Here is a 20124-nt window from a genome sequence, read left to right as displayed (position 1 = left end):
TAGGCTGACCCCATGGCACCGAACATCGCGACCAACACCCGCGTCTCGCTCGAAGAGCTGCTCGAATTCGTACGGCCCCGTCATCGCGCCATCCTGTTGACCCGGCGGGCCGACGGTGGTCCGCAGGCCTCGCCGTTGACCTGTGGGGTCGATGATTCGGGGCGGATCGTGGTCTCCACGTATCCCGAGCGGGCCAAGACGCGGAACGCGAAGCGGGACGAGCGGGTCAGTCTGCTCGTGCTGAGTGACGACTGGAACGGGCCGTGGGTGCAGGTCGAGGGGACGGCGGAGGTCATCGACTCGCCGGAGTCCGTGGAGCCGCTGGTCGAGTACTACCGGAACATCGCCGGGGAGCATCCGGACTGGGACGAGTACCGGGCCGCGATGGTGAAGCAGGGGAAGTCGATCATTCGGGTCACACCACAGAAGTGGGGGCCGGTGGCCACCGGTGGGTTCCCTGCGCGGCTGGTTGAGGGGGACTGAGGCGGCCGGGGAGAGTGAGCCAAGAGGGCTACTCGTTCCCGGCGCGCTCCACCATCGCCTCGATGCCTGCCACCAGTAGGTCCAGGGCGAACTCGAAGTCCCTCTCCCACATCTCCTCCACCGTGTCGCCGCCCCGGGCCTCCATCAGTTCCGCGGACTCCTGGACGATGTCGGCGGCTTCCGGGGACTGCGTCACCGTGCTCATGGCGTGATGGAAGTAGTCGTCGGGAGTCATGCCGAAGGCCGCGCTGCGGGCGATGAAGTGCCCCTCGATCGTGCCGAAGCCGTACACGAACTGGAAGACAGCGGAGATGGCGGCCACGAGGCCGTGCGCGGGCAGGCCGGTCTTGCGGATGATCCGCTGGACGAGGCGGGAGAAGGCGAGGCTGTTCGGACCGATGTTGACGTAGGTGCCGATCAGCGGGGACAGCCACGGGTGGCGGACCAGCAGGCCGCGGTATCCGCGGGCCAGCGCGCGCAGCTGGTCGTGCCAGTCCTCGTCGGACTCCGGGTCGGGCAGGGTCAGTTCGCCGAAGGCCGCGTCGAGGGCGAGTTCGAGGAGGTCGTCCTTGGTGTCGACGTACCAGTAGACGGACATCGCGGTCACGTTCAGCTCGGCCGCCAGCCGCCGCATGGAGAACTTGGCCAGCCCGTCGGCGTCCAGCAGCCGGATGGTGGTCGCGGTGATGCGGTCCCGGTCCAGGCCGGAGGGCTGTCCCCCGCCGCGTCCCCCTCGGCGTTCCTTGCCCTCCAGCCAGACGCTGGTACGAGCGGACTGCCGGGCTGCCCTAGCCATGGCGCACCTTCCTCGACGTTCTGATGCCGGTCATGCTAAGCGCCCCCTGAGGGGCGCGGGGAACTGCGCGACCAGCCACAACGAGGCCTGCAGTCGCACAACTACCCAGCGCCCCGAGCTGTTAGGCGCCGGCCCGCTCAGCCCTGCGCAGCAGACCCGCCGCGACCAACCCCCCGGCCAGCACAGCCACCGCCCCCACCAACTGACTCGTCTCCAGGCCGGAGGCGAACGCCTCCGTGATCCGCGCCCGCTCCGCCTCCGACCCCGCCTCGGCCAACGCCCCCGGCAGGGACACCGCCGCGACCGGAATCAGCGCGGCGAAACGGGAGTTGAGTACGGCGCCGAGCACCGCGACGCCCAGGCCCTGACCGAACTCCGCCACCGTGCCGTTGATGCCGGCGCCGACCCCCGCCTTCTCCGGCGGAATCGCACTCATGATCGCGTGGGCCATCGCCGGGCTGGCGATCGCCGCGCCCGTGCCGATGAGCACCAGGCCCAGCAGCGTGCCCGGATACCCGTGCTCGGTGAGCGTCGCGATCGAGACGAGGCCGGCGGCCATCGCCGTCATGCCCAGCCCGATGGAGACGGGCGTCCCGAGCTTGCCCGACCACTTCGCCGCCACTCCGGTGAAGTTCAGGGCCACGATCATCAACGCGAGCGGCGCCGTGCGCAGACCCGCCTCCAGGGGGCCGTATCCGAGCACGAACTGCATGTGCTGGGTGAGGAGGAAGAGGGAGCCGCCCATACCGAAGGCGATCAGCACCGCCCCGGCCACCGCTCCCGTGAACCGGCGGTTCCGGAAGAAGTGCATGTCGAGCATGGGGTACGGGATCCGGCTCTCCCAGTACGCGAAGCCGGCCAGCACCACGACCGCGACGGTCGCCGACGTCAGCACCCGGCCGGACGTCCAGCCGTGCTCGGGTCCGGAGATGATCGCGAAGACCAGGGAGGACATGCCGATCGTGGACAGTACGGCGCCGAGGAGGTCGGGTCGGTCGCCCTGCGGGTTCTTCGACTCCGGGACCAGGATGACGACCGCCACCAGGGCGAGCGCCGCGACCGGCAGGTTGATCAGGAAGATCGCGCCCCACCAGAAGTGGTCCAGCATGAAGCCGCCGAGGAGCGGTCCGGTCGCGAAGCCCAGCGAGTTCACGGCCGCCCAGATGCCGATCGCCTTCGGCTGCTCCTCCAGCGTGAAGATCTGCATCGCGACGGCGAGTGTGGTCGTCATCAGCAGTGCGCCGCCGATGCCCATGCCCGCCCGGGCGGCGATCAGCTGCCCGGAGCTGTCCGCCAGTCCGGCCACCAGCGAGCCGACGCCGAACAGGACGAGGCCCGCGGCCAGCATCTTCTTACGGCCGTAGCGGTCGGCGGCGCTGCCCGCGGTCAGCAGCAGACCGGACTGCACCAGCGAGTACGCGTTGATCATCCACTGGATGTCCGAGGTGGCGGCGCCGAGTTCGCTGGTGAGCGAGGGGATCGCCACGTTCAGGATCGTGTTGTCGAGCAGCACGGTGAGCTGGGCGAGGCAGATGACACCGAGGATCAGCCAGCGTTGGGGGTGGCCGCCCGGCGACTGGGGCTCCGGCTGCGGGTCCGGCTGGGCTGGGGCCTGTTCCTGGGGCGACGTTGTCATGTTCTACACCGTAGAACATCTCCCATACGCTGTACAACGGGGATACGCAGAGATAGGAGAGAGGGCGGTGGCCACGTACGGCCACCGCCCTCACTTCTTTCTTCCGGTTCCTTCCGGCTACGTCAGCCGCTCGCCTTCTGCGTCAGGTCGTAGAAGGTCGACGAACCGACCGTGACCTGCTTGAAGTTGGCCTCGACCCACTCGGTGATCTGCGAGGACGTGCCGCTGCTGCTGCCGCCCATGCCGCCGCCGGAGCCGCTGGAGATGAAGTAGTGGATCTTGCCCTCTTCCACGTACTGCTTGAACTCGGCCAGCGTCGGGGACGGGTCGGTGCCGTTGAAGCCGCCGATCGCCATCACCGGGTCGCCGGTGGAGAGCTGGTAGCTCGCGGCGTTCTGGGCGCCGATGGCCGCGGCCACCCAGGTGTAGTGCTCCGCGTTCTTCTCCAGCAGCGCCTTGGCCTCGTCGCTGACGCTGGCGCCGTTGAGCAGACCGCCCATGCCACCACCGCCGCCCATGCCACCGCCGTCGCCGGTCTGGCCGCCGGGGCCGCCCTGCTGGTTCTGGCCCTGGCCCTGGTTCTGGCCCTGGGTGGTGCCGTTGCCGTTCTGCTGGCCCTGCTGGTTGTTCTGGCCGGGCATGCCGCCGCCGGGGAAGCCGTTGCCGTTCTGCTGGTTCTGGCCGCCCTGCTGGTTCTGCTGGCCCTGCTGGTTCTGGCCGGGCATGCCGCCCCCGCCGGGACCGCCGCCCATGCCGCCGCCACCGCCGGGACCGCCCCCGCGGCCACCCGAAACCGCCGGACCCGCGGTCACGATCGAGCCGGTGTGGCCCTCGTTCACCGTGGTGAGGGTGTACGCGGTCGGACCGGCCAGCGCGGCCGCGAGGCCGAGGCCGACGACGCCCATGGTCAGTTGACGTCCGAGCTTGCTCGCGAAGATCAGGCCCAGCGCGGAAACCAGGCCGCCGACCAGGACCACCCACTTCAGCCAGGGCAGGTAGTCGGAGGAGCGGTTGAGCAGGACGTAGCCCCAGACCGCGGTGGCCGTCATGGCGGCCGCCAGGCTCAGCGACGCCCACATCTTGTCGCGCTTCTCCCAGAGCAGCGCGGCGCCCATGCCGATCAGCGGGGCGATGTAGGGGGCGAGGGCCACCGTGTAGTACTCGTGGAAGATGCCCTGCATGTAGCTGAAGACCAGCATGGTCGTGATCAGCGCGCCGCCCCAGACGAGGAACGAACCGCGCGTCACCGACGTACGGCGCGCCTTGCGCGTGGCCACCAGGGCCGCGACCAGCAGGATCAGCGCGGCCGGGATCAGCCAGGAGATCTGGCCGCCGATGCTGGAGCTGAACAGGCGGTCCCAGCCGGTCTCGCCCCAGTTGCCGCCGCCGTTGCCGCCACCACCACCGCCGCCGACGCTGCCGGTCTCCTCGCCGTTCAGCCGGCCGAGGCCGTTGTAGCCGAAGGTCAGCTCCAGGAAGGAGTTGTTCTGCGAGCCGCCGATGTAGGGGCGGGAGGAGGCGGGCCACAGCTCGACGATCGCGACCCACCAGCCGCCGGAGACGACGATCGCGACGAGGCCCGCGGCGAGCTGGCCGATCCGCTTCTTCACCGACACCGGCGCGCAGACCGCGTAGACGATCGCGAGCGGCGGCAGGATCAGGAAGGCCTGGAGCGTCTTGGCGAGGAACGCGAAGCCGATCGCGACACCGGCCCACACCAGCCACTTGGTACGGCCGTCCTCCAGGCCCCGGATGACGAAGTAGCAGGCCACGGCCATCAGCAGGGCCAGCATCGCGTCCGGGTTGTTGAACCGGAACATCAGCGCCGCGACGGGGGTGAGAGCGAGCACCGCGCCCGAGATCAGGCCCGCCGCGGGGCTGAACCGGCGGCGGACGGCCGCGTAGACCACGGCCACCGTGCCGACGCCCATGAGGACCTCGGGGAGCAGGATCGCCCACGAGTGGAGGCCGAAGAGCCGCACCGACAGGGCCATCGGCCACAGGGAGGCCGGGGGCTTGTCGACGGTGATGGCGTTGGCCGCGTCCAGCGAGCCGAAGAAGAAGGCCTTCCAGGACTCGCTGCCCGCCTGGACGGCCGCCGAGTAGAAGGAGTTGGCGTAGCCGGAGGCGCTCAGGTTGTAGAGGTAGAGGAGGAACGTGGCGAGGAGGAGGCCGAGGAAGGCGGGGCGGGCCCAGCGGGGGTCCTCGGGGCGGCCCCGCCACAGCCGCCGTACGAAGGGCTGCTTGGGTTCACCGGAGTCGGGGGCCGGTGTGGCCGGCGGGGGTGTCGAGGGTGGGTCCCAGGACGTCGGGCCCGCGGTGGGGCTCGTATCTCTGCCGTCGTAGGTCTGCTGGTCGTAGTGGACGCTCATCGGGAGTCCCTCGAGTCGGTGTCGTGCGGGCGCACCGGCTGCAGCTGCATGGTGGCGTCCCGCCAGGTGCCGTCCGCGGCTTCACCGGCGCGGAACTGTGCGGTGTCGAACTGTGCGGTGTCGTGCGTGTACTGGGGCGCGCCCTGCGCCGTCGGGCGCTGCGGGAGCGGGCCGTAGTGGGCGGGCTGCGCCGCGGAGACCGTGGAGTAGGTCCGCGAGGACGGGTGGGGGACCGGCGCGTACTCCGGGTGGTGTTCCGGGTGGTGCGCGGCGACCACCATCGAGTCGCCGTCGCGTCGGTCGGGGAACACCCACGCCCGGAAGAGCAGGAAGCGCAGGACCGTCGCCGCGAGGTTGGCGGCGATCAGGACCGCCAGTTCGGTGGAGTGCGAGGGGTCGCTGCTGGCCGCGTTCAGGGCGGCCAGCGAACCGCTGGTCAGGGCGAGGCCGATACCGAAGACGACCAGGCCCTGCGCCTGGTGCCGTACGGCGCCGCCGCGGCCGCGCACTCCGAAGGTGAGGCGCCGGTTGGCCGCCGTGTTGGCGATGGCGGAGACCAGGAGGGCGAGCGCGTTGGCGACCTGAGAGCCGGTGAAAGCCCGGAAGCCGCTGTACAGCAGCAGATAGAACAGGGTGGACAGGCCGCCGACGACGCAGAAGCCGACGAGTTGGCGGGCCAGGCCCTTGGGTACGTCCTTGATCTCGCGGTCGCGCGGGTCGTCGCCGAAGGGGCGGGCGATCCGGTCCAGCGGGAGCGAGCCGGACGCCAGGGCCTTGCCGACCCGCCAGACGCCCTTGAGGTCCTCGGTCGCCGTCTTCACGATGTGGACCGTGGAGTCGGGATCGTCGACCCAGTCGACCGGGACCTCGTGGATACGAAGGCCCGCGCGCTCGGCGAGCACCAGCATCTCGGTGTCGAAGAACCAGCCGGTGTCCTCCACCAGCGGCAGCAGCACCTGGGCGACGTCCCTGCGGATCGCCTTGAAGCCGCACTGGGCGTCCGAGAAGCGGGCCTGGAGGGAGCCGCGCAGGATGAGGTTGTAGGCGCGGCTGATGAACTCCCGCTTGGGGCCGCGTACCACGCGGGAACTACGGGCGAGCCGGGAGCCGATCGCGAGGTCCGAGTGACCGGAGATCAGCGGCGCGACCAGCGGCAGCAGGGCGTTGAGGTCGGTGGACAGGTCCACGTCCATGTAGGCGAGGATCGGGGCGTCCGAGGCGGACCACACGGTCCGCAGGGCCCGGCCGCGCCCCTTCTGCTCCAGCCGGAAGCCCCTGACCTCCGGGAGCTCCGCCTCCAGCCGCTGGGACACCTGGGGGGTGGTGTCCGTCGACGCGTTGTCCGCGATGGTGATGCGGAACGCGTACGGGAACGTGCGCTTGAGGTGATCATGCAGTCTCAGCACACACGGCTGGAGGTCCTTCTCCTCGTTGTAGACGGGGATCACTACGTCCAGGACAGGCGTACCGGCGTCGCCGGCCGGGAGGTGCTCCCGCGCCGGCAGGGTGCCGGGAGAAGAGTCGGTTCGCATGACACCGACTTTCGTCAGGCGCCCTGTTCCGCCCATGTGGTGACACTGTGCTGTGCCTGTGAGTGCTGTTGCCAGCTCATTTCGGGGCTCGGCGGCGTCGGAAGCGCCGGCAGATGCACCGTGAACACGGTGCGTCCGGGCACGCTGTCGACGGTCACCGCGCCGCCGTGCGCGGTCGCCACGGCCTGCACGATGGCCAGGCCGAGGCCGGTCGAGCCGGTGGCACGGGAGCGCGCGGAGTCGCCGCGGGCGAACCGTTCGAAGACGTGCGGGAGCAGATCCGACGGGATGCCCTGACCGTTGTCCTCGACGTCCACGCACATCCATGGCCCGCGCCGCTGAACACGGGCGGTGACGGTCGTACCCGGTGGGGTGTGCTTGCGTGCGTTGCCGAGCAGGTTGATGAGAACCTGCTGGAGCCGAGCCGCGTCTCCGGACACGAGCGCGGGCTCGTCGGGCAGGTCGAGGCGCCAGTTGTGGTCCATGCCGGCCGCGCGGGCGTCGCTGATGGTGTCGACGACGAGCGGGATGAGGTCGGTCTGCTCGAACTGGAGGGGCCGCCCGGCGTCGAGCCGGGCGAGCAGGAGGAGATCCTCGACGAGCAGGGTCATACGCCCGGCCTCGGACTCGATCCGGCCGAGGGCGTGCTTGGTGTCCGGGCCGACCTCTTCCCTGCCGCGTCTGGTCAGCTCGGCGTACCCGCGGATGGAGGCGAGGGGGGTGCGCAGCTCATGGCTGGCGTCGGCCACGAACTGGCGTACCCGCATCTCGCTCTGCTGGCGGGAGTGCAGGGCTCCGTGGACGTGGTTCAGCATGCGGTTGAGCGCGGCGCCGACCTGGCCGACCTCGGTGTGCGGGTCGGTCTCCGACTCGGGGACGCGTTCGCTGAGGTTGACCTCGCCGGTGTGGAGGGGGAGTTCGGAGACGCGGGTTGCCGTGGCGGCGACTCGACGGAGGGGGCGGGTGGCTACGCCGACGAGGACGGAGCTGGCGATGCCGGCGGCGACGAGGGCGGCGGCGGTGACGCTGGCCTCGATGAGCATCAGGGTGTTGAGGGTGCTGGTGACTTCGTCGGTGGGGATGGCGACGTAGTAACCGCGGGAGCTGTCGGCGGTCGTCCGGTACTGCACGCGGTACTCGCCGAGGCTGCCCAGATCCACGGTGTGCTGCTGCTTGTCCTGGGCGACCTCGTTGAGCGCCGCTTCCTGGGCTTTGGTGAGGTCATTGGCCACCATTCCGAAGTTGTCGGCGGTGGTGCTGTCGTCGGACTTCTGGCCGACCTTGGCCTCGGTGATGACGCCGTTCTGGACCAGGGCGATGACCGTGCCGGACGATCCCGGGCCGCCTGCGCGCTTCGCGAAATCGCCGAGGTCGACGGTCTGGGCGGCCTTGTCGGGCGCGTCGCTGTCGGTGGGGTCGTTCTTGTCCGATTCGTTCTTGCCGGGGTCGGCGCCGGGCGGCTTGCCGGCAGCCCGATCGCCGACCTCGGCGAGCTGGGTGCCCAGCTGTTCGTACAGGTGCGAACGCAACGCGAGCGTCGTCACCGTACCGATCACCGCACACACCACAGCGATCAACACCACGGACGCGACGACGAGCCGCGTCCGCAGGGTGCGCGGCTGCCCCGTCCGCCGCTGCCGCTTCTGCGCACGCGGTCGCCGTCGCCCGCTCATGACGCCGCGGGCTTGATCAGGTAGCCGGCACCGCGCCGGGTGTGGATCATCGGCTCGCGACCGGCGTCGATCTTCCGGCGCAGGTAGGAGATGTACAGCTCGACGACATTGGCCTGTCCGCCGAAGTCGTACGACCACACGCGGTCGAGTATCTGGGCCTTGCTGAGCACGCGCCGCGGATTACGCATCAGGAACCGCAGCAGCTCGAACTCGGTGGCGGTGAGGTGGATGCCCTCCCCGGCCCGCGAGACCTCGTGGCTGTCCTCGTCCAGCGTCAGGTCGCCGACGACCAGCACGGAGTCCGACCGCCGGTCCGCCGCACCGGAGCGCCGGATGAGCCCGCGCAGCCGGGCCACGACCTCCTCCAGGCTGAACGGCTTGGTGACGTAGTCGTCGCCACCGGCCGTGAGCCCGGCGATACGGTCCTCGACGGCGTCCTTGGCGGTCAGGAACAGCACCGGAACGTCCGGCAGATCCCGACGCAGCCGCCCGAGGACGGTCAGCCCGTCCATGTCCGGCAGCATCATGTCCAGGACGACGGCGTCGGGCCGGAACTCACGCGCGGTCTGGACGGCACCCTGGCCGTCTCCCGCGCTGCGGATCTGCCAGCCTTCATAGCGAAGGGCCATGGACAGCAGTTCGGTGATCGACAGCTCGTCGTCCACCACAAGCACTCGGACGGGGCTCCCGTCCGGCCTCAGCAGTTCGGTGCGCCCCTGGGGCGAGGTCGTGGTCATGCTGGAAACAATGTCGGGGTCCTCTTAGAACACGCTTTCCGAAACCTGTGATTTTCCTAAGAAACACACAGGGGACTCTCAGCGGGCGCTTGGGTGATCGACACGGGAGACCCACCGTTCCGGCAGCGCGAGCAGTGGGCCTCTCGTGCCGAACTCGCAGGTCAGCACTGGGAGTTGGGGACGAAGTGGACCGGAATGTACTGGTCGTACAGCCGCTGGCCGGTCGCCGTGAAGTCGGCGCGGGTGACGATCGCGCAGCGTACGTTCACGTCACAGACAACGCCGTCCTTGATCTCGGGCCGGATGTTTCTCCAGCGTCGTACGGAAGCTGCCGCCGTCCTCGTACGGGAGCGTGATGCCGGGGGTTCCCGTGCCGGTGTCGGTGATACGGCGCGAGGCCCCGTCCTTGGTCTCGGCGCCGGGGAGACAGGGGCCGGGGAGGGTGGTGTACGTCGAAGGGTCGCCGACGCGGATGCCCTCGGGGATCACGCAGAACGCGAGGAAATGCCCTGGGCGCGGTTGTATCCGGCGCCCTTGACCCGCACCGTGCTGCGGTCCGAGGCGGGCAGCACGGTCGGGCCGGCGGCCGGCTTCAGGTCGAAGGTCTCGCCGCCGGCCGCGGTGACGGTGCGGTGCGGTGCGCGTAACCGCCGAACGGCACGGCCGCGTGCCCGCCGAACGGCACGGCGCTCGCGGTGCCGGCCGCCGTCAGGACCACGGCGAGGGGAAGCACCCCTCACCGGGCCGGGCGGTCCGGTGCGCTCGCCCGCTCGAACCCGCTGCTGTGCTCGACCCTGGCGATGTGCAGCGAGTAGCGCTCGTACCAGTTCGTACGCCCGTATGCCTTGGCCTCACGGTGCTCCGCATGGTCCCGCCACCGCTCGATGCCGGCGAGATCCCTGAAGTAGGCGACGGTGATCGAGAGACCTCCGGGGGTGCGGGCGGAGTCCTCGCCGAGGAACCCGGGGATCTCCTTGACCAGTTCGCCCATGCGCTGGGCGGTCGCGCCGTATCCACCGTCGCCGTCGGTGCGTACGGAGGTGAACACGACGGCGTAGTAAGGGGGTTCGTGGGCGGGAATGGGCACAGGAACGACAGGTGTCATCTGGTGATCGCTCATGTCACCCACAGTCGGCCCCCGCAGCATGCGGCGTCCAGGTTCCTTGCCGAAAGGGATCCCGGAGGGATCCAACTCTTTACCCTCCGGTGCGCGGCGCACCTGCCCCGGCCCGGCTGTCAGCCCTCCGGCCGTACCGCCTCCCGCAGCCCCATGACATCCGCCACCGCCATCAGCCAGCGGGCCATCGCCTCGTCGCCGTCGACTGCGGGGTCGTGCGCGGCCGCCGTCGACAGCCAGTCGAGGACCAGGGCGTTCGCCTGCGCGCCGGGCAGTACTTCGGGCAGCGTGGCGGCATGGCGGACGCCGCCCGCGCGGACCAGCTTGGCCAGGTACGCGACCGCGCGCGGCCGTACGCCGAGGCCGTCGAGGGTGACGGCGGCGCCGACCGCACCGTCGCCGAACAGCGCGGTGCGCTGCGGGCCGGGGCGGGTGAGGCCGTAGCGGAGGAGCACCGTGAGGTCTCGTTCGGCGAGTTCGGCTTCGGTGCGGGGAGCGGGGGCGGGATCGGGGGCGGGGTGCGGGGCCATGGCGGGATTACCTCACGGTGACGGTGTAGGTGTAGTAGCGCGGCTGGGGGTCGGTGCTGGTCTGCTGAGGGCTCGCGACGGGTGAGGGGGAGACCGAGGCGCCCGAGCCGACGCAGGTGCCGACGGGGCAGTGCAGGATCCGGATCTTGGTGGTGCCGGGCCCCACGGCTTCGAAGTCGAAGGACTTGGTGCCGTCGGTCCCGCCGTCGAGGTCCGATCCGTCGAGGTCCTGGTGCTCGTCGCCGATGCGGACGACCTCGTCGTCGGGACGGGGGTCCACGCGGTACCACCACTCACCCTGCCCGGGGGAGTAGGGGACGGTGATGCTGAACTCCTCCCCGGCCTCGGCCTCGATGGTGCGCGTCTCGGTGTCGTACTCCGCGGGACCGGCCAGTCCGCAGCCGGTGAGCAGGAGTACGGCGGAAGCCGCGACCGGCAGGAGGAGCTGTCGGAGGCGGGGCCGGCGGTGTGGCGGTCGGGGGGTGCTGGTCATCGGGGGTCCTGGGGTCATCGGGGGTCCTGGGCTCATCCGGGGGGGGCCGGCTCAGTCGGGGAGCCGGGCTCAGTCGGGGAGGGCCGGGCTCAGTCGGCGGGGAGGTGAACGGCGTAGGCGTCCGGCATACGGTTGTCGGACGCCTTGCCCATCCGGCCGTTGATGAAGTCGTCCTCACTGATCCAGGTGGTGCGGCCCCAAGGGTTGTAGACCTGGAGCATGTCGCCTTCCTGGCCGACGATCATCATCGCGTGGCCCACTCGCTCGCCGTCCGGGTGCCCCTCGACGCCGATCGGCACCGGCTTGCCTTCGGCGACCGCCCGCTCGATGTCGGGCAGGACATCACGGCGGGCGTCGGCGCTGCGGGTCTCCTGGAACTCGTACGAGCTGCCCGTGTGCGGGCTGATCTCCTCGTTGACGATGGTCGTCTTGCCGTCGTTGTCCATGCCGGAGGGAGAGCGACCCCAGGGGAAGTGGTATTCGTAGTTCCCGTCGCCCTCTTCGTGCACCCGTTCCTGCTCCGCCGTCAGGCGCTCGCGGAAGGCCGCGGGGTCGTCCTCCTGACCTGACGGACCACCGGTCAGCTCAAGTGCGTAGATCGGGTCGACCATGGCGCGGGCGTTCACCGTCGAGGACGGGACGCAGGTGTTGCCGTCCTGGGACCACTTGTTCCCGTTGAAGGTGACCTCGTCGTAGTTGGTGTTCGCACCGTCGGGGTTGAGGCCCTCGTTCTTCATGCTGTCGCCCTGCGTGACCACCGGGGTCAGATGGCGCTGCAGCCAGGCCGGGTCCTTGCCGTGGATCTTGTCGCGGAACTCGCCGAGTTCGTCCATGCCGTATCCGGCGGCGAGGGCCTTCATCAGATACGCGCGTTCCTGCGGCGACTTGGCCTCGGAGAGCATCCGCTCGAACTCCGCCCGGTCCTTCGCGTTCATGCTCTCCATGCGCTTGCCGGACCGCTCCAGATCCGTGGCAGTGAGCAGCTCGTTCCACTCCTGCGGGCCGCCGGGGACGGCGGTGTCGGCGAGGACGAGACGGTCGGCGGCGGATATCTCGTCGGTGCCGAGCCGGCCGGCGCGCGCTTCGGAGGCGTACTTGTTCAGCTCCCGGGCCGCGGCCCTGGCGGCGTCGTCGGCCGCTTCGGCGGCCTGGTGCATACGGTGCGCGCCGGTGTCGGCGATGGAGCGGGCGCGCAGCCGTTCCGCCTCCTCCTCGTCCTTCTCGATCATGTCGTCGAAGAAGCCGTCCTCCGCGCCGAGGATGGTCAGAGCCTCACGCAGTTGCCCGCGTCCACCACTGTCCTCGCTGCGGGCCGACTCCAGTGCACCGGAGAGGCGGATCAGCTGGTTGCCCACGGCGCGGAAGGCTATGGCCATCTGGTCGGCGTCCCGGTAGGCGGCCGCGACGACCTCGGACGCCTGGGCACCCGTCTGACCGACCCATACGCTCGGCAGTCCCTTGGTGCCGACGGCCTTGACGTCGTCGTGGATCTTCTCGGCGTCGTCGGCCTTCTTCTGGTAGGTCACCCCGAGGTCGTTGAGGACTCCCGGGTCGCCGACGGGCGGGGAGATGCCCAGGGCCCTGTTGATCGCCCCGACGAGGTCGTTCTTGCTGTCCGCGCCCGCGATGTCCTTGCGGCAGGCGGCGAGTTCCTCGCGGCGGTCGGTGGTGGATTCCCCGGCGTCGGGCATGGCTGACTGGTACCCCATCGGTGCGGTGGGCAGGAAAGTGGCGGGCGACGTCAGAGCGACGCCGTCCAGGTCGGCGAAGGCCTCGGGCGGCCTCGGTGGGATCCGGCGGTCCAAGGGTCCGGCGGTATCCGGTGGGATCCGGCGGTATCCGGTGGGATCCGGCGTCTACCCGAAGGGAGAACTCGTCGTCACCGGCACGCCCCCGGCCGGCGGCGGTGTCGGCGTCGGCCCCGCGCCGCTGCCGGCGACAGCCGACCTCAGCCCGGCCACGGCCTGCTGCTCGGCCCCGCCATAGGCCTGGCTGGAGACGCGGACCTTGTCGGCGAGCTCGTGCAGCGCCTCTTCCAGGACCTTCGCCTCGGCCTGCCAGGCAGCGGCGAAGCGGGTGTAGGCCGGGCCGCTGTCGGAGCCGCCGAGGGCGTCCGAGGAGTAGCAGGGGAGTGCGGAGATGGCGGTGCGGATGTTCCCGGTGTCATCACCAGCACGGTCGAGCTTGTCCGCCTCGCTGCTCATCCCGCTTCGCTGGACGTCGTATCCGCCCGAGCTGCTCATGCTGTGCCCCCGCTTCAGCTGCTTGATCGCCGCGTGAGCTTAACATGACAAACCGCAGCTCAAACGCCCTTTGTCCGGCGCCATTTCGACCCGGGCGAGCGACCGCAACCACGGCTCACCGCGGCTCAGAACAACTCGTCCTGCACCCCCGCGCCCTTGCTCTTGAACTCCCGTACCGGAAGCGTGAGTTCACTGTCCTCACCCACCGGCACCAGTTCCCACCCCGTCATCAGCCGCGTGTCGACCACGACCACCCCGCCCCCCGTCTCCACATGCAGATCCGGCCCGGCAGCCGCCACCAACCGCCCGCTCACCGCCCCGCCCGCGACGAGCCCGCTCACCTCACCGACAGCGGCCGGGAGGTCCGCGAGGCCGAACACCCCCGCGTGGTCCACCGGTTGGCAGGGCTCGCGGTCGAGCGACTCGGGCCAGCCAGGGAGCGCCGCGGCCCGGGCGTGCAGGTCCGCCACCTCGGCCGCCCGCTCCGCCGCCGACTCCGGCAGCGCGGACCGTACCGCCCGCTTGTCGCCGTACGGAATCCGGTCCGGCACCCGCAGCGCCGCGCGCAACAGCTCCTCGGTGCGCCGGGCCGCCATCAACGGGCCGACGCCCAGCCAGCTGAAGCAGACCGCGCCCTGCTCCAACAGCCGTGCCGAGCCGCGTTCAAGAGCGGTGATGCCGACCTTGGTCATGCCGGGGCCGAACCACGCCAGATATACGTGATACGGCCGCGGGTCGTCCGCGATCGTGTCGGCGGCCACCGAGTGCGCCCGGTCCAGCCGCGCACACTCCTCGCACCGCGCCCCTGTGCTCCGCCCCGGCACGACCGCCCGCACCGGACACGCGTTCCTCCGCGCTCCCACGCATGTCCGCACGCCCCCTTCCGCGACCCCGAAGGCCACCCGCTTCCCCCAGGTCAGCGCCGAGCGCCGCCCACCGCCCCACGCCAGCTCGGGACCGCTCGCCGACCAGCGCAGCCCCTTGCATCTCCATGCCTGTGCCATCGCTCTTCGAGCGTATGGGCTGCCACTGACAACAGCGCCCGCGACAACGGCGCCCGCGTCAGCGCCCGGCCTCAGCGGCAGCGGGCTCGGGCTCCCCGCCCACGGGACCCACCTCGGACGCCACCACCCCCGCCGTACGCCGACCACGCCCCGCCAACCGGCATCCCCAGCAGTCCGGATGCCCGTCCCGCGCGGTCAGGTCGCGCGCTCCCATCCGCCACTCACCGCGCGGCCGGACGCCCGGCGGCTTGCCCCACCCGGCGAGATGCAGCGCCCAGGTGACCAGGACGCTCGCCGCCAGAATCCCGGTCCCGCCCGCGATGAACACCGCCGAAACCATGCATATCCCCGCGCCCAGCACGGCGGAACCGACGGTCGCGATCGCGGTTCCGGTCCATCCTGCGACCGTATGCCCCTCGTCATACTGGCTCATGTACCTGCTCCCTCCGGACCAAGACCTCTCACCTTGTAAGAAATTTAGCGCATAAATCTCTCACGAACTAAGGCAATCTGGAATGCAAGCCAAGCCTCGCCCCGCCGCCTCCCCGGCCCAGGCCCTGACGGCGATGGACGACCTCATCGCGACCGCGATGGTCGGGCAGCAGGAGATCGCCGCACAGGTCGGCCTCAACGTCACGGACCTCACCTGCTTCGCCTACGTGCTGCAAGCCGGCGAGAACCTGCTCACGGCCGGCGACCTGGCGGCACGCGCCCACGTCACCACGGGCGCGGTGACCGGCATCCTCAACCGCCTGGAACGCGCGGGCTACGTCACCCGCCGCCCCGACCCGACGGACCGCCGCCGTGTGCGCGTGGCCGCGCGACCGGATGCGGAGGCCCGTATCCGTGAGATCTACGAGCCGTACTACGCCCGCCTGATGGACCTCTTCGCCGACTACTCACCCGACGAGGTCGCCGTCCTGACCGACTGGTTCACCCGCGCGAGCGCGCTGGCGGCGGGCTACCTGGAAGAACACTGCCGCCCCGACTGACGCACCGTCCGACCCATCGCCCGCCACGCCGCCCTCCTCGCCGGCAGGCTCAACGGCCGCGCCCCCGGCCGGGGCCGGCCTCCCGGGCGTCGTACGCCACCCGCGCCCGCTCGACCTCGCCCAGATTGACGGACCACTCGGACAGCGCGGCGAACAACGGCGCCAGGCTGCGCCCCAGTTCGCTGATCTCGTACTCCACGCGCGGCGGGACCTCGGGGAAATAGGTGCGCACGACCAGCCCGTCCCGCTCCAGCTGCCGCAGCCGCTGCGTCAGCACCTTCGGCGTGATCGTGGCGATACGGCGCTCCAGTTCGACGAAGCGCTGACGGCCGTACTCGTGGAGCACCCACAGGATCGGGGTGGTCCAGCGGCTGAAGACGATGTCCACGACGGGGGCGATCGGGCAGGCGTTCTCGGGAGCGACCCCGCCCGGAACCCGCTTCATTGTGTCCTCGGTCACAACTGCCCCCGCTCGCCAATACTTTCCTCTAGGTACCTACTACCTCCACAACAGTAGCGTCGCCGTACGAGACGAGGCATGAGATCCGAACTCGGAACGGAGACCGAAGATGATCGTGGTGACCGGAGCAACGGGCAATGTGGGACGGCCACTTGTACGGGCCCTCGTGGACGCGGGCGAGCAGGTGACCGCCGTCTCGCGCCGGATTTCCGCGCGGGATGTGCCGGCGGGGACCCGCCACCACCAGGCCGACCTGACCGAACCCGAGCGCCTGGCGCCCGCGCTCGACGGGGCGGGGGCCCTGTTCCTCCTGACGTCCGGCGACTTCATGGCGGCCGACGGTGACCTCGGTGCCGTTCTGGACGTCGTACGGGACTCGGGTGTCCGCCGTGTGGTGCTGCTGTCGTCCCAGGGCGTCGGCACCGGGGACCACCCCCCGTTCCTGGAGGAAGCCGTCAAGGCAACGGGACTTAAGTGGACGATGCTGCGCCCCGGCGGCTTCCACTCCAACACGCTCCAGTGGGCCGACACGGTCCGCACACGCCGGGAAGTGGCCGCGCCCTTCGGCGACGTCGCCCTGCCGACCGTCGATCCGGCCGACATCGCGGAGGTCGCCGCCGTGGCGCTGCGCGAGCCCGGGCACTACGGCGAGGTCTACGAGCTGACCGGCCCGGCACCCGTCTCGCCCCGACAGCAGACGGCCGCGATCGGTGAGGCGCTCGGTGAGGCGGTGCGGTTCGTCGAACTGAGCCGCGCCGAGGCCCGGGAGCGCATGCTCGGGTTCATGCCGGAGCCGGTCGTCGAGAGCACCCTCGACATGCTGGGGGCTCCGTCGGCCGCGCTGCGGCGGGTGAGCCCGGATGTGGAGAAGGTCCTCGGGCGGCCCGCGCGGCCGTTCGCGGAGTGGGCGGGGCGCAGCGTGGGGGCGTTCAAGGAGGGAGCGGCGTGAGGGCGCTCAGTAGGGCGCAGTGCAGGAGCCGTGGTGGAGCCTGCCCCACCTTCCTTCCGGCAGGTCACTCCATCGTTTCCACGCGCGGACAACGGAATCGTTGACCTCGGTTGATCCCGGCTGAAGCTCGACTGAGGCACCGCTGAAGCCGTGCCGGGGTGAGCTGTGGATCCGTCAGAGGTCCAGGTCCGCCCGGAAGGAAACCGCCATGGAGTCGCAGCTCCCGCCGAAGCCGATGCCGTCGAAGCCTGGCGCCCTCTCCTCCTTCGTCCGATTCGTGGTGTGCGGCGGCGGTGTCGGGCTGCTCGCCGGGGCCGCCGTGCCGCTGCTGGCCACGGCGATGCCCTGGGCGCTGGCGAACGCTCTGATCACCGTCGCCTCCACCCTCCTGTGCACCGAGCTGCACGCCCTGTTCACCTTCGGCACCGGACGCCGCGCGGGACTGCGCCGGCATCTGCAGTCGGCGGGTTCGGCCATCGCCGCCTACCTCGTGACGACGGCCGCGATGCTCATACTCCACGCGGTCCAGCAGTCGCCCTCGCTGCTCTGCGAGCAGGCCGTCTACCTCACCGCCTCCGGGCTGGCCGGGATCGGCCGGTTCCTGGTCCTGCGGCTGTTCGTGTTCGCCGAGCGGAAGAAGGAGGCGACGGCCCCGGTTCAGCCCCGCGCCGCCCTGTCCGCCGACGCCCTCGGCACCGGTCCCCAGCGCGCCACGTACGCCCCGATGGTCCCGTCCGTCGCATAACCACTGCCCCTCAGGACGACCACCTCCGCCGCCGCGAGAGACCGTACGGCTCGGCCACCCGCTCGTCGCACCGGCCGAGCAACCCCGGACCCAGCGTGATCACGTCGACGCCCCTGTCCGGGGGCCGTCCGGCGAGTTCCTCCACGAGTCTCGTCCCGCGTCGAGGGTGCCCGAGGCGGGTTTCGGGTTTCGGGTTTCCCGCGACCACCGCTGTTCTCAAAGCCGCTCCCCCGCCCCCACGAGATAGCCCATGGCCCGCTCCATGGGCCACACCTCCCCGATCTTGTGCCGGATGTCGAAGAGGTTCGCCGCGTGCACGTCCGGATCCCGGTCGCCGACCGCCTCCTCCACGACGACCGGGACGAACCCGTGCTGCATCGCGTCGAGCGCGGTGGCGCGCACGCACCCGCTCGTCGACAGCCCGCCGATGAGGAGCGTGTCGATGCGGTGGGCGGTGAGGTACGCCGCCAGCGACGTGCCGAAGAAGGCGCTCGGGTACTGCTTCGTGACCGTCAACTCGTCCTCGGCGGGGGCGAGTCCGGCGATGAAGTCGCCGTACGGACTGCCCTCTGCGAACACCCGCAGCGTCGGCACCTTGCGGAAGAAGACGCCGCCGTCACCGCCGTCGGGCCGGAACCGCACACGCGTGACGACCACGGGAATCCGCGCTCGCCGTGCGCCCGCCAGCAACGCCTTCATCGCCTCCACGGCCGGTTCGACCCCGGCGTACAGGGGGCACTCGGGGTCCACGTAGGCGCGGGCGGGGTCCACCAGGAGCAGGGCCGGGGAGGTGCCGGGGGCGAGGTGACCGTCCAAGCCGGCCCGCTCGTAGTCGCCCTCCTGCGACTCCTCCCGCGACTCCTCCCGCCCGGCCTGCCGCCGTAACCCACTCATGCCCGCCGGCACTTCATCAGCGGCTGGATGCGCGTGCCGAAGTTCTCGATGCCCGCCAGGAAGTCGTCGAAGACCAGCATGATCCCCTTGGTGCCGTTGACCTCGGCGACCTCGTCGAGCATCCGCGCGACGCTCTCGTACGACCCCACGAGCGTGCCCATGTTGAAGTTCACCGCGCCTTCGGGCAGCACGATGGTGCGGGCCGTGGAGGAGTCGTCGGCGGTGGTGTCGGTGGCCGACTCGCCCGCCATGTAGGCGAGGGCCGCGTGGTCGGCGTTGTCGTGGTAGTCGCGCCACTTGGCCTGGGCGGCTTCGTCCGTCTCGTCGGCGATGACCATGAAGAGGGAGAGCGCCCCGACGTCCCGCCCGGTCTCGCGTGCCGCGTCCACCAGCGTCGCCGTGGTGTCGGCGAAGGCGAGCGGGGTGTTGACGCCGCTGCCCAGGATGAAGTTGTAGTCGGCGTGCTCGGCGGCGAACCGCATGCCGGTGTTGCTCTGGCCCGCGGCGACGATGTCGATGTGGCCGTTCGCCGGGCGCGGCGACAGCACGCAGTCGTCCATCTCGTAGAACTCACCCTTGAAGTCGCTGACGCCCTCGCGCCACAGCTCCTTCATCACGGTGACGTACTCGACGGCCCGGTCATAGCGGTTGCCGAAGTGCTCGTCGCCGGGCCACAGGCCCATCTGGGAGTACTCGCCGGGCGCCCAGCCGGTGACGATGTTGATGCCGAAGCGGCCGGGGGCGATCGAGTCGACCGTCGTGGCCATCCGGGCGACGATGGCCGGGGGCAGGACGAGGATCGGCGTGGACGCGTACAGCTTGATGCGGTCCGTGACCGCGGCCAGGCCCGCCATCAGCGTGAACGACTCCAGGCAGTGGTCCCAGAACTCCGTCTCGCCGCCGAACCCCTTGAGTTTGATCATCGACAGCGCGAAGTCGAGACCGTGCTCCTCGGCCTTCTGCACGATGGCCTTGTTCAGCTCGAAGGTGGGCATGTACTGCGGTGAACTCTTCGATATGAGCCAGCCGTTGTTGCCGATGGGGATGAATACGCCGATGTCCATACCGCTCCTCAGCGGGTCGGGGGGCCAGGGCCGGAGGGCCGGAGTCCGGGGGGTGGTACCGGGTGATGCTAACGACCTCGTGCATGGTTGGCCGTGGCTCAGCCTCCAGGTGGCTCGTTGAGCTGTGCATGGTGGGGGCTGGGGCGCGTGAGTTGATCGTGGCGGAGTACCGGATCACTGGGCTGTCGTCGGATGTGATCGGTGAACTGATCGCCGAGGTCGGGCCGTTGTGGCACGAGCAGCATCAGGCCCGGCTCACGGCTCGATCGCGGCAGCGGGCTGTAGGTGCCGGGGCGAAGCACAGGCTCGTCTTCGTCGACCGGCTGCTGGCCACGTTGGTGAGTCTGCGCCATGGCACTACTCACGACGTGCTGGCCTGCTGGTTCGGTGTGGACCGCTCGACC

At 70.5% G+C, this 20124-nt stretch carries 22 protein-coding genes; 5 read left to right on the top strand and 17 right to left on the bottom strand.

Going from position 1 to position 20124, the window contains the following annotated elements; all coding sequences use genetic code 11:
- Window positions 1–12: 12 nt before the first annotated feature.
- Complete coding sequence (locus BLU79_RS45710; protein ID WP_093911978.1) at window positions 13–483, top strand: PPOX class F420-dependent oxidoreductase; 471 nt, start codon at window positions 13–15, stop codon at window positions 481–483.
- A gap of 28 nt (window positions 484–511) precedes the next feature.
- On the opposite strand, the gene BLU79_RS45705 is transcribed toward BLU79_RS45710, so the two are convergent.
- The 14 genes from BLU79_RS45705 to BLU79_RS45640 form a co-directional block, all read right to left on the bottom strand.
- Window positions 512–1279 carry a TetR/AcrR family transcriptional regulator gene (locus BLU79_RS45705; protein ID WP_093911977.1) on the bottom strand — a complete coding sequence of 256 codons (768 nt, stop codon included), beginning with the start codon at window positions 1277–1279 and terminating at the stop codon, window positions 512–514.
- 121 nt (window positions 1280–1400) lie between these two features.
- Window positions 1401–2915 carry an MFS transporter gene (locus BLU79_RS45700; protein WP_093911976.1) on the bottom strand — a complete coding sequence of 505 codons (1515 nt, stop codon included), beginning with the start codon at window positions 2913–2915 and terminating at the stop codon, window positions 1401–1403.
- A gap of 122 nt (window positions 2916–3037) precedes the next feature.
- Window positions 3038–5287, bottom strand: a complete 2250-nt coding sequence (locus BLU79_RS45695) for an ArnT family glycosyltransferase (protein ID WP_093911975.1) — start codon at window positions 5285–5287, stop codon at window positions 3038–3040.
- Window positions 5284–6819 (bottom strand): bifunctional glycosyltransferase family 2/GtrA family protein, encoded by a 1536-nt coding sequence (locus BLU79_RS45690; protein WP_093911974.1) that lies wholly within the window; start codon window positions 6817–6819, stop codon window positions 5284–5286. Before BLU79_RS45690 ends, BLU79_RS45695 begins: the two co-directional genes overlap by 4 nt.
- 14 nt (window positions 6820–6833) lie before the next feature.
- Window positions 6834–8492: a sensor histidine kinase gene (locus BLU79_RS45685; RefSeq protein ID WP_093911973.1), complete on the bottom strand. Its 1659-nt coding sequence runs from the start codon at window positions 8490–8492 to the stop codon at window positions 6834–6836.
- Window positions 8489–9229: a response regulator transcription factor gene (locus BLU79_RS45680; protein WP_093911972.1), complete on the bottom strand. Its 741-nt coding sequence runs from the start codon at window positions 9227–9229 to the stop codon at window positions 8489–8491. The genes BLU79_RS45685 and BLU79_RS45680 overlap by 4 nt, the downstream gene beginning before the upstream one ends.
- 270 nt (window positions 9230–9499) lie before the next feature.
- On the bottom strand, window positions 9500–9718 hold the full coding sequence (locus tag BLU79_RS49655) for a hypothetical protein (RefSeq protein ID WP_256333746.1): 219 nt from the start codon (window positions 9716–9718) through the stop codon (window positions 9500–9502).
- A gap of 247 nt (window positions 9719–9965) precedes the next feature.
- Window positions 9966–10349 (bottom strand): antibiotic biosynthesis monooxygenase family protein, encoded by a 384-nt coding sequence (locus BLU79_RS45670; protein WP_177001456.1) that lies wholly within the window; start codon window positions 10347–10349, stop codon window positions 9966–9968.
- A 116-nt stretch (window positions 10350–10465) separates the two neighbouring features.
- A complete protein-coding gene (locus BLU79_RS45665) occupies window positions 10466–10876 on the bottom strand; it encodes a hypothetical protein (protein WP_093911971.1) in 411 nt (136 codons plus the stop codon).
- Between the two features lie 7 nt (window positions 10877–10883).
- Window positions 10884–11369 carry a protease inhibitor I42 family protein gene (locus BLU79_RS45660; RefSeq protein WP_093911970.1) on the bottom strand — a complete coding sequence of 162 codons (486 nt, stop codon included), beginning with the start codon at window positions 11367–11369 and terminating at the stop codon, window positions 10884–10886.
- A gap of 89 nt (window positions 11370–11458) precedes the next feature.
- On the bottom strand, window positions 11459–13174 hold the full coding sequence (locus BLU79_RS45655; RefSeq protein ID WP_256333745.1) for a cysteine peptidase family C39 domain-containing protein: 1716 nt from the start codon (window positions 13172–13174) through the stop codon (window positions 11459–11461).
- Window positions 13175–13225: 51 nt separating this feature from the next.
- A complete protein-coding gene (locus BLU79_RS45650; RefSeq protein WP_143052600.1) occupies window positions 13226–13612 on the bottom strand; it encodes a WXG100 family type VII secretion target in 387 nt (128 codons plus the stop codon).
- 125 nt (window positions 13613–13737) lie between these two features.
- Window positions 13738–14616: a DUF2797 domain-containing protein gene (locus tag BLU79_RS45645; RefSeq protein ID WP_093911968.1), complete on the bottom strand. Its 879-nt coding sequence runs from the start codon at window positions 14614–14616 to the stop codon at window positions 13738–13740.
- Between the two features lie 58 nt (window positions 14617–14674).
- Complete coding sequence (locus tag BLU79_RS45640) at window positions 14675–15049, bottom strand: HGxxPAAW family protein (protein WP_093911967.1); 375 nt, start codon at window positions 15047–15049, stop codon at window positions 14675–14677.
- Between the two features lie 82 nt (window positions 15050–15131).
- On the opposite strand from BLU79_RS45640, the gene BLU79_RS45635 reads away from it, so the two are divergent.
- Entirely contained in the window at window positions 15132–15608 is a 477-nt protein-coding gene (locus BLU79_RS45635; RefSeq protein WP_093911966.1) for a MarR family winged helix-turn-helix transcriptional regulator, read from the top strand.
- A 49-nt stretch (window positions 15609–15657) separates the two neighbouring features.
- On the opposite strand, the gene BLU79_RS45630 is transcribed toward BLU79_RS45635, so the two are convergent.
- On the bottom strand, window positions 15658–16053 hold the full coding sequence (locus tag BLU79_RS45630; RefSeq protein ID WP_093912007.1) for a winged helix-turn-helix transcriptional regulator: 396 nt from the start codon (window positions 16051–16053) through the stop codon (window positions 15658–15660).
- A gap of 124 nt (window positions 16054–16177) precedes the next feature.
- Here BLU79_RS45630 and BLU79_RS45625 point away from each other — a divergent pair, with 124 nt between their 5' ends.
- Window positions 16178–17017 carry an NAD(P)H-binding protein gene (locus BLU79_RS45625; protein WP_093911965.1) on the top strand — a complete coding sequence of 280 codons (840 nt, stop codon included), beginning with the start codon at window positions 16178–16180 and terminating at the stop codon, window positions 17015–17017.
- 208 nt (window positions 17018–17225) lie between these two features.
- Complete coding sequence (locus BLU79_RS45620) at window positions 17226–17762, top strand: GtrA family protein (protein WP_256333744.1); 537 nt, start codon at window positions 17226–17228, stop codon at window positions 17760–17762.
- Window positions 17763–17978: 216 nt separating this feature from the next.
- Here BLU79_RS45620 and BLU79_RS45615 read toward each other — a convergent pair whose 3' ends face one another.
- Window positions 17979–18656: an isochorismatase family protein gene (locus BLU79_RS45615; protein WP_093912006.1), complete on the bottom strand. Its 678-nt coding sequence runs from the start codon at window positions 18654–18656 to the stop codon at window positions 17979–17981.
- On the bottom strand, window positions 18653–19720 hold the full coding sequence (gene rutA, locus BLU79_RS45610; protein ID WP_093911964.1) for a pyrimidine utilization protein A: 1068 nt from the start codon (window positions 19718–19720) through the stop codon (window positions 18653–18655). Before rutA ends, BLU79_RS45615 begins: the two co-directional genes overlap by 4 nt.
- 158 nt (window positions 19721–19878) lie before the next feature.
- Here rutA and BLU79_RS45605 point away from each other — a divergent pair.
- The coding region (locus BLU79_RS45605) for a helix-turn-helix domain-containing protein (protein WP_371132078.1) at window positions 19879–20124 on the top strand (246 nt) is incomplete at its 3' end.

Source organism: Streptomyces sp. cf386 (assembly GCF_900103585.1).
Taxonomy (GTDB): domain Bacteria; phylum Actinomycetota; class Actinomycetes; order Streptomycetales; family Streptomycetaceae; genus Streptomyces.
The sequence above is the reverse complement of the archived record's forward strand: the minus strand, read 5'-3'. Positions and strand labels throughout refer to the sequence as shown.

Excerpts from the sequence above, each read along its gene's own strand:
- rutA (WP_093911964.1), bottom strand. The coding sequence starts at position 19,720 with ATGGACATCGGCGTATTCATCCCCATCGGCAACAACGGCTGGCTCATA.
- BLU79_RS45630 (WP_093912007.1), bottom strand. The coding sequence starts at position 16,053 with ATGAAGCGGGTTCCGGGCGGGGTCGCTCCCGAGAACGCCTGCCCGATC.
- BLU79_RS45695 (WP_093911975.1), bottom strand. The coding sequence starts at position 5,287 with ATGAGCGTCCACTACGACCAGCAGACCTACGACGGCAGAGATACGAGC.
- BLU79_RS45665 (WP_093911971.1), bottom strand. The coding sequence starts at position 10,876 with ATGGCCCCGCACCCCGCCCCCGATCCCGCCCCCGCTCCCCGCACCGAA.
- BLU79_RS45710 (WP_093911978.1), top strand. The coding sequence starts at position 13 with ATGGCACCGAACATCGCGACCAACACCCGCGTCTCGCTCGAAGAGCTG.
- BLU79_RS45640 (WP_093911967.1), bottom strand. The coding sequence starts at position 15,049 with ATGAGCCAGTATGACGAGGGGCATACGGTCGCAGGATGGACCGGAACC.
- BLU79_RS45685 (WP_093911973.1), bottom strand. The coding sequence starts at position 8,492 with ATGAGCGGGCGACGGCGACCGCGTGCGCAGAAGCGGCAGCGGCGGACG.
- BLU79_RS45615 (WP_093912006.1), bottom strand. The coding sequence starts at position 18,656 with ATGAGTGGGTTACGGCGGCAGGCCGGGCGGGAGGAGTCGCGGGAGGAG.
- BLU79_RS45650 (WP_143052600.1), bottom strand. The coding sequence starts at position 13,612 with ATGAGCAGCTCGGGCGGATACGACGTCCAGCGAAGCGGGATGAGCAGC.
- BLU79_RS45635 (WP_093911966.1), top strand. The coding sequence starts at position 15,132 with ATGCAAGCCAAGCCTCGCCCCGCCGCCTCCCCGGCCCAGGCCCTGACG.
- BLU79_RS45690 (WP_093911974.1), bottom strand. The coding sequence starts at position 6,819 with ATGCGAACCGACTCTTCTCCCGGCACCCTGCCGGCGCGGGAGCACCTC.
- BLU79_RS45705 (WP_093911977.1), bottom strand. The coding sequence starts at position 1,279 with ATGGCTAGGGCAGCCCGGCAGTCCGCTCGTACCAGCGTCTGGCTGGAG.
- BLU79_RS45625 (WP_093911965.1), top strand. The coding sequence starts at position 16,178 with ATGATCGTGGTGACCGGAGCAACGGGCAATGTGGGACGGCCACTTGTA.
- BLU79_RS45700 (WP_093911976.1), bottom strand. The coding sequence starts at position 2,915 with ATGACAACGTCGCCCCAGGAACAGGCCCCAGCCCAGCCGGACCCGCAG.
- BLU79_RS45660 (WP_093911970.1), bottom strand. The coding sequence starts at position 11,369 with ATGACCAGCACCCCCCGACCGCCACACCGCCGGCCCCGCCTCCGACAG.
- BLU79_RS45620 (WP_256333744.1), top strand. The coding sequence starts at position 17,226 with ATGGAGTCGCAGCTCCCGCCGAAGCCGATGCCGTCGAAGCCTGGCGCC.
- BLU79_RS45645 (WP_093911968.1), bottom strand. The coding sequence starts at position 14,616 with ATGGCACAGGCATGGAGATGCAAGGGGCTGCGCTGGTCGGCGAGCGGT.
- BLU79_RS45680 (WP_093911972.1), bottom strand. The coding sequence starts at position 9,229 with ATGACCACGACCTCGCCCCAGGGGCGCACCGAACTGCTGAGGCCGGAC.
- BLU79_RS45670 (WP_177001456.1), bottom strand. The coding sequence starts at position 10,349 with ATGAGCGATCACCAGATGACACCTGTCGTTCCTGTGCCCATTCCCGCC.